Annotated in this window: 8 protein-coding genes; 3 read left to right on the top strand and 5 right to left on the bottom strand. The window is 72.2% G+C overall.

The features are described 5' to 3' along the window. Window positions 1-836, top strand: an 836-nt coding sequence (locus MMF94_RS33750) for an MFS transporter (protein WP_241041498.1), incomplete at its 5' end; no start/stop codon positions are given. A gap of 28 nt (window positions 837-864) precedes the next feature. Beyond that, on the top strand, window positions 865-1,443 hold the full coding sequence (locus MMF94_RS33745; protein WP_241041497.1) for a hypothetical protein: 579 nt from the start codon (window positions 865-867) through the stop codon (window positions 1,441-1,443). A gap of 18 nt (window positions 1,444-1,461) precedes the next feature. Here MMF94_RS33745 and mdlC read toward each other — a convergent pair whose 3' ends face one another. From mdlC to MMF94_RS33730, 3 genes are read right to left on the bottom strand one after another with little or no spacing between them, the layout of a single operon-like run. Further along, window positions 1,462-3,084 (bottom strand): benzoylformate decarboxylase, encoded by a 1,623-nt coding sequence (mdlC, locus tag MMF94_RS33740; protein ID WP_241041496.1) that lies wholly within the window; start codon window positions 3,082-3,084, stop codon window positions 1,462-1,464. After that, window positions 3,081-4,340, bottom strand: a complete 1,260-nt coding sequence (locus tag MMF94_RS33735) for an MFS transporter (protein ID WP_379660610.1) — start codon at window positions 4,338-4,340, stop codon at window positions 3,081-3,083. The genes mdlC and MMF94_RS33735 overlap by 4 nt, the downstream gene beginning before the upstream one ends. Window positions 4,341-4,395: 55 nt before the next feature. Continuing rightward, on the bottom strand, window positions 4,396-5,175 hold the full coding sequence (locus MMF94_RS33730) for an IclR family transcriptional regulator (protein WP_241041494.1): 780 nt from the start codon (window positions 5,173-5,175) through the stop codon (window positions 4,396-4,398). A gap of 97 nt (window positions 5,176-5,272) precedes the next feature. Between MMF94_RS33730 and MMF94_RS33725 the strand changes: the two genes are divergently transcribed. Next, window positions 5,273-5,683, top strand: coding sequence for a DoxX family protein (locus MMF94_RS33725; RefSeq protein WP_241041493.1), 411 nt, complete (start codon window positions 5,273-5,275; stop codon window positions 5,681-5,683). Between the two features lie 21 nt (window positions 5,684-5,704). Here MMF94_RS33725 and MMF94_RS33720 read toward each other — a convergent pair whose 3' ends face one another. Together MMF94_RS33720 and MMF94_RS33715 are read right to left on the bottom strand one after the other, a co-directional pair. Next, window positions 5,705-6,496, bottom strand: a complete 792-nt coding sequence (locus MMF94_RS33720; protein ID WP_241041492.1) for an SDR family oxidoreductase — start codon at window positions 6,494-6,496, stop codon at window positions 5,705-5,707. Continuing rightward, complete coding sequence (locus MMF94_RS33715) at window positions 6,493-6,852, bottom strand: nuclear transport factor 2 family protein (protein WP_241041491.1); 360 nt, start codon at window positions 6,850-6,852, stop codon at window positions 6,493-6,495. The genes MMF94_RS33720 and MMF94_RS33715 overlap by 4 nt, the downstream gene beginning before the upstream one ends. Between the last annotated feature and the right edge of the window lie 24 nt (window positions 6,853-6,876).

Here is a 6,876-nt window from a genome sequence, read left to right as displayed (position 1 = left end):
CCGGCTCCCTGGGCACCCTCGCCGGCACCATCCTCGCCGCCCTACTCGCCAGCCAACTCACCCACACCGACATGACCGCCTACGGCTGGCGCATCCCCTTCCTCCTCGGCGGCCTCATCGGACTCTTCGCCATCATCATGCGCACACGCATGACCGAAACCCCCGTCTTCACCACCACCACCACCGCACCACGCACCCCGATCCGACGACAATTCTTCGCCCACCCCGCACTCCTGCTCCGCGTCATCGGCCTCACCGCAGGCGGCACCATCACCTTCTATCTCTGGTCGGTCGCCGCAGCCCCATTCGCCATCCAGCAACGCGGCACCAACCCCGCCGGCGCACTCTGGGCCGCCACCGCCGCACTCGTGCTGTTCATCCTGGTGCTGCCGCTGTGGGGCGCGCTCTCGGACCGGATCGGCCGCCGCCCGGTTCTCATCATCAGCTGGGTGCTGCTCGCCGCGCTGACTTTCCCGCTCGCCGCGCTGATCCAGGGGCAGGCCTGGCAGTTGCTGGCGGCGATGGGCGTGGCGCTGGTGCTGGTCGCAGGAACGGTGTCGATCATCCCGGCGCTGTTCGCCGAGATGTTCCCCACCGGCATCCGCGCCGTGGGCTTCGGCGTGCCCTACTCGCTGGCCGTCGCGCTGTTCGGCGGCACCGCGCCCTATCTCCAGGCGTTCTTCGACCAGCGCCAGAGCACGTCGCTGTTCTACTGGTGGGTGATCCTGCTGATCGCCGCCTCGGTGGTCACCGCATTGTTCTCCCCCGAGACCCGCGGGCGCGACCTCACGGCCGTCGAGTCCACCATGGTCCGTGCCGGGACAGCGCGTTCGTGATCAACGCATGCCCCTACGATCACGCCCGATGGACGAGGCCGAGCATCTCGACGCCGTCCGGCACGATGTCATCGACGACGTGTTCGGGAGAGTCACCGTCACGGTGGACGGCGGCGGAGGCGTTGTCACCGTGCAGGGCGAGTCGCTTCCCGAGGTCACCGTCGAGCGCCGCAGCGGCGTGCCCCTGCTCGGCTACATCCCGATCGGCACCCGGGACCCCGCAGCTCTCACTCTCCGGGTCGCGGGCACCACACAGGAGCTGAACCCGGCCAAGGCCGGCCTCTCCCGGCGGTCGTACCGGGTACGGGCGCGGATCGACTCCGTCGACCTGCTCCTCACCCCGAACAGCCCCACCACCGCGCGTCTCGTCCGGGGGCGTTCCTACAAGCCCGAGCGCGAACTGGGCGTCTACGAGCGTCTCGACGACGGGTCGGTGGCGACGAGATGGCACAAGGACGTCGCTGTTCTCGGCGTCGTCGCCGCGGTGGCGCGACCCGAGCCCGCCGAGGCCGCGGTCGGGTACGCGCTGGCGGCAGCCTTCGGCACGGGCGCCCGCTTCTTCCTGTTCGCGCTGTTCGCCGGCCTGGGCGAGAACGCGCCCTGGTGAGTCGGTTGCGCGTGCTCGCTAGGGCGGGAAGGTCCGTTCCGGCTCCACCGTCACCTCGATCACCAGAGGTTCCCTGCGGTCGCCGAGGGTCGGCACCACCGCGTCCAGCCTCTCGACGAGCGCGGGATAGCTGTCCACCCGCTCGGCCGGGCACCCCAGTGCCAGCGCCAGCCCGTGCACGCTTACCTCGGTGAACGCGGGCCACGGTGGCTTGCCGCCGCCCTTTCCGTGCTGCTCGGCCAGCCGGTCCATGATCGCGTAGCGGCCGTTGGCGAGCACGACGAACAGCACGCCGCAGCCGTAGTGGGCGGCGCTCCACAGCGACTGGATGCCGTAGAGCGACGAGCCGTCCCCGACCACGGCGATCACCGGCTGGTCCGGCCGTGCCATCCGCACGCCGATCGCCGCGGGCATCGCGAACCCGAGCCCGCCCATGGCTGCGCTGAGGAAGCCCAGCGGGCGTCGCGCCGGCACCAACCGGTGCAGGTCGGGACGCGTCGACGGCGTCTCCTCGACGACGACGGTCTCGGCCGGGATCCGCTGCGCCAGTGCCGCCATCACGTGGGCGGCGCGCAGCGGCTCGCCCGCGCCCGGAGGAGACGGCGGGGCGACGCGGTCGGCTACGGGCACGGGCGCCTCCGTCCGCTCGGGCAGGCGCGCGGCGAGCCGGCGGCAGACCGGCGCCGGGCTCGCCACCACGGCGAGGTCGACGGGGCTGTGGTGCGCGTCCTCGGCGTCGTCGGTGACCAGCGCGACGACCGTGCCGTCCTCGACCAGCGGTCCCGGCTCGAACGGGTACTGCCGGAACACCGGCGCCCCCACGACGAGCACGACGTCGTGGCCTGCCAGCACCTGCCGGAGCCGGGCCCGGGCGGCGGGAAGGTGCCCGGAGAACTGTGGGTGATCCTGCGGGAACCCGGCGCGGGCCGCGAACGGCTCCTGCCACACCGGGCAGCGCAACCGCTCCGCGAGCTCGACCAGAGCCGACCAGGTCTCGGCGTCGTCGGCGTCGGCTCCCACGACAAGAGCCGGTGACTCGGCCCGGCCGACCAGGTCCGTGAGCGCGTCGACGGCCGCGGGGTCGACGGCCGATGCGCGGTACAGCACCGCGGGCGCGCCGGGCGGGGTGTCGGCGGCGGGGGCGCTCCAGTCGTCGCTCGGCACGATCACGAGCGCCGGGCCGCGACCGTCGCGCGCCTCGTGCCAGGCCCTGGCCACCGCACCCGGCACGTCCTGGGGGCGCGCGGGCGTCGTGACCCACACCGGGTAGCGCCCGGCCAGCCCCTCCAGCTCACCGGCGAGGAACGGCTGCAACGCGAGATGGCGGCGATCCTGCTGCCCCACGATCACCACGAGCGGCACCCGGTTCACCCGCGCGGTCGCGAGCGCCCCGACGGCGTTGCCCAGGCCGGCCGTCGTGTGCAGGTTGACCAGCGCGGGCCGGTCCATGGCCGTTGCCCACCCCGTCGCGATTCCGACGACCGAGCCCTCGTGCAGTGCCAGGACGAAGTCGATGTCGTCGGGGAGGTCGGTCAGGAACGCGATCTCGGTGGACCCAGGATTGGCGAAGATGGTGGTCAGACCGTGTCGACGCAGGACGTCGAAGGTCGCATCGCGGACGGTGCGGCCCGGCTCGCTCATCCCGCGTCAGTCCTCTCGGCGGCCGGGTCGCCTGCGCGGGCCACGATCGCCACGGAGACTGCGCCGACGGCCGCCACCGCGGCGAAGATGTAGAAGCCCCACGGGTACGCGATGCCGGCGGTGAGCAGCGCGCCACCGATCAGCGGGCCGGTGATCGCGCCCAGCCTGCCGATGCCGCTGGCTGCGCCGATGGCCGTGCCCCGGGCCGCGGCCGGGTAGAACTGGCTCACGTAGGCATAGACGAGCACCTGTGCGCTGAACACGAACACACCGGCCAGCAGCACGCTCACGTACACGCCGATGCCCGGGAGCCGGATGCTCAGCAGCGCCAGGAACAGCGCGGCCAGGGTGAACCAGGCGATGGTCGAGGTGCGCGTGCCGATGCGGTTGGCCACCTGACCTGCCACCAGCAGCCCGACGATCGCGCCGACGTTCAGCACGAGCAGCAGGGCGAGCGCGGCTCCCAGGTCGTACCCGGCGGAGCGCATGATCTCCGGCAGCCACGTGTTCAGGCCGTAGACGAGCAGCAACCCCATGAACGAGGTCACCCAGAACGCGATGGTGGCGCGCAGGTACCCACCGCGGAAGAGGATCGTGACCGGGTTGCGCTCGTGGTCCGGCCGGGTCCCCGACGCGCGTTCCCGCAGGAAGGACTCCGACTCCGGCAGGTACCGCAGGATCAGCGGCACCAGCACCAGCGCGGGCAGGGCACCGATCACGAACATCGCCCGCCAGCCGAGTGCCGGTATCACGGCGATGCCGAGAAGGGACGTGACCACCGCGCCGACGTGGTAGCCCGTCATGAGCGTCGTGGTGACGCTCCCGGAGCGCCCGTGGTGGGCGTACTCGTTGACCAACGCGATCGCCACGGGCAGCACGCCGCCGAGACCGAGCCCGGCGACGAAGCGCAGCAGCCCGAAGATCCACGGGTTCGGGGCGAACGCACAGAGCAGGGTGAGCACCGAGAACGCGATGACGGTGAGCAGCATCGTCCGGCGGCGGCCGACGATGTCGGTGACGGGACCGATCGCGAGCGCTCCGACCATCACGCCCAGCAGGCCGACCACGGAGATCAGTGAGGCCGTGGCCGGGGTCAGTCCCCAGTCGGGGTAGCGCAGCAGCGACGGCAGCACCACGCCCAGCACCACCAGGTCGTAGCCCTCGAGCGCCACGGCCGACCAGCACAGGGGCGCCACCCAGCCGGCGGCACGGCGATCTCGGACAGTGGTCGGGTTCACCGTTGAATCCGCGGACATCTCCTGAGCCTTTCTGCCGATGTGCGCGGGAGTATCGGCGCCCGGCGTGGATCCGTCAGCGGTTCCTCTCACCCAGTGGAGAACGGGGACGGAGTGCCCTGGTCACAGTGCCGGCCCCGATTCGCACGGCCGGCACCAGCCGCTGGAGGTTCTCGGTGCTGCTGGGCACGACCACGGCGATGCTCGCGACGACGTCTCCGGACGGTCCCGTGATCGGCGCGGCCACGGAGGACGCGCCGTCGGTCATCTCGTTGCGCGACAGGCAGTACCCGGTGCTGCGGACCTCGGCGAGAGCCTGCCGGAGCCGCCGCGGGTCGGTGATGGTGCCGGCGGCGAGCCGGGGCAGCCCGCGGGCCACGACTTCGTCGACGAACTCGGCCCGGGCGTGCGCGAGCATGATCTTGCCGGGGCCGCTCGCGTGCAGCGGCAGCCGGCCGCCGACGCGCGAACGCACGTGCACGTGGGAATGCCCGGCGAGCCGCTCGACGAAGAGGGCCTCGTGGCCGTCGAGCACGACCAGGTGCACGACGTGGCCCGTCACCGCGGCGAGGTCCTGCATGACCGGCAGGGCGGAGTCACGCAAGGTCCGCGGCACGGGCGCGAGGGCACCGAGCTCCCACAGGCGGATGCCGATCCGGTAGCGCCCGCGCGCCGGCCGCTCCAGCGCGCCCCACTCCACCAGCTCGGCGACGAGCCGATGCGCGGTGGCCGAGGCGAGGCCGGTGGCCGCGGCGATCTCCCCGAGCGTCAGCTCCGGATTCTCGTCGGAGAACGACTCGAGCACAGCGAGCGCCCGGCCGAGCACCGATCTCCCCGCGTGAGCGGAGTCACCCATCGGCGCCTCCCGTCCTCGGAGCACCGATGACTTCCCCGATGCCGGCGGGTCCTACCCCCGACAGCCGGCCCGTGCTCCTCACCGGAAGGAACATTCCATGACCACCTCCGCCCCCGCAGCTTCCCTCGGCCGCACCACCCACCGCGTCCTCTGGGGCCTCCAGATCGTGATCGGCCTGTTCTTCGTGATCGCCTCGGCCATTCCGAAGTTCTACGGCGACCCCTTTGCGGTGTGGCTGTTCGAACAGATCGGCGCAGGCCAGTGGTTCCGCTTCCTCGTCGGCGTCCTGGAGCTGGCCGGCGGGATCGGGCTTCTCATCCCGCGGCTGGCCGCACCGGCCGCGATCGGGCTCATGGGCCTCATGATCGGGGCGGCGTTCACCCAGGCCGTCGTGCTCGGCGCGCCCGCCGGGATGGTGACGCCCGCGATCCTCTTCGTCCTGCTCGCCCCGATCGCGTGGGGTCGCCGCGAGCAGCTGTCCGCCTTGCTCTCCAGCCGCACTCGTTGACCCCGTCGCCCGGTCCGGGCCTCAGATCGTCCGCGTGCTCCCGCCGTCGATGACGTGCTCCGCGCCGGTGATCGCCGAGGCCCGGTCCGAGACGAGGAAGGCCACCAACTCGGCCACCTCCTCCGGCCGGGCCGGGCGGCCGAGCGGTATCCCGCCGATCGACTCCATGATCCGCATGCGGGAGGTGGCCTCGTCCACGCCGTCCGCGGCCGCGAGCGCGCTGACCATCCCCCGCGCCCCCGCCGTCTCGACGAACCCGGGTGCCACCGTGTTGACCCGCACCCCCGCCGGGGCCACCTGTGTGGCGAGGTTCTTGCTGTAGCTGGTCAAGGCGGCCTTGGCCGCCGCGTAGGGCATGGTCGTGGGCAGCGGCACCCTGCGCTGTATCGAGGTGACGTGCACGATCGCTCCCCCGCCCTGGTCGATCATCGACGGGAGCAGTGCGCGGTCCAGGCGCACGGACGCGAACAGGTTCACGGCGAAGGCCTGCTCCCAGTCGTCGTCGGACAGGGCGAGCACGCCGCCGGGCTCCTGGCGCGACCCGCCGACCACGTGGACCACGATGTCCACGCCGCCCAGCCGGTGCAGGGCCGCGTCGGCGACCAGGGCGATGCCCGCAACGGTGCCGACGTCCGCGGCCACGAACAGCTCGGCGCCGGACGGATCGTCAGGCGTGGAACGGGCGGTGGTGAGCACACGCGCGCCTGCCTCGGCGAGCCGCGCGGTGATCGCCGCGCCGATGCCACCGCGCGTGCCGCCGGTGACCACGGCCCGGCGCCCGTCGAACTCGCCCTTGCGCATCACGCCGCTCACGGGCAGATCGTGAGAGCCGTGATCCGGTCCTCGGAGACCGTGAAGTGATGGTGCAGATCGACGGGGCTGCCCGGGAAGTTCCCGGCGACCCGGACGAGGACCACCGCCGCCGCGCCGATCCGGTGTGTCTCGACCACGGTGCGCTCGAGCTGGTACCTCGCGGATATCTCGGATCGATGCTCGCTCCGCAAGCTGCGCTCGGCGGCCCAGTCACGGATCGCCGATGCACCGACGTGGTTCGTGCCCTCGTCGTGCACGACCGCGTCGTCGGCGAAGTTCTTCAGAACGGCCTCGACGTGGTCGTCGGCCTTCGCCTTCAGGTAGTCCGCGACGGGCGCGGGGATGTCCGTAGGCATGCGTGTCTCCTCGAATGTGGTGCG

The organism is Pseudonocardia alaniniphila (assembly GCF_022524485.1).
Taxonomy (GTDB): domain Bacteria; phylum Actinomycetota; class Actinomycetes; order Mycobacteriales; family Pseudonocardiaceae; genus Pseudonocardia; species Pseudonocardia alaniniphila.
Note: the sequence above shows the minus strand (reverse complement) of the source record. Positions and strands in the feature narration are given on the sequence as shown.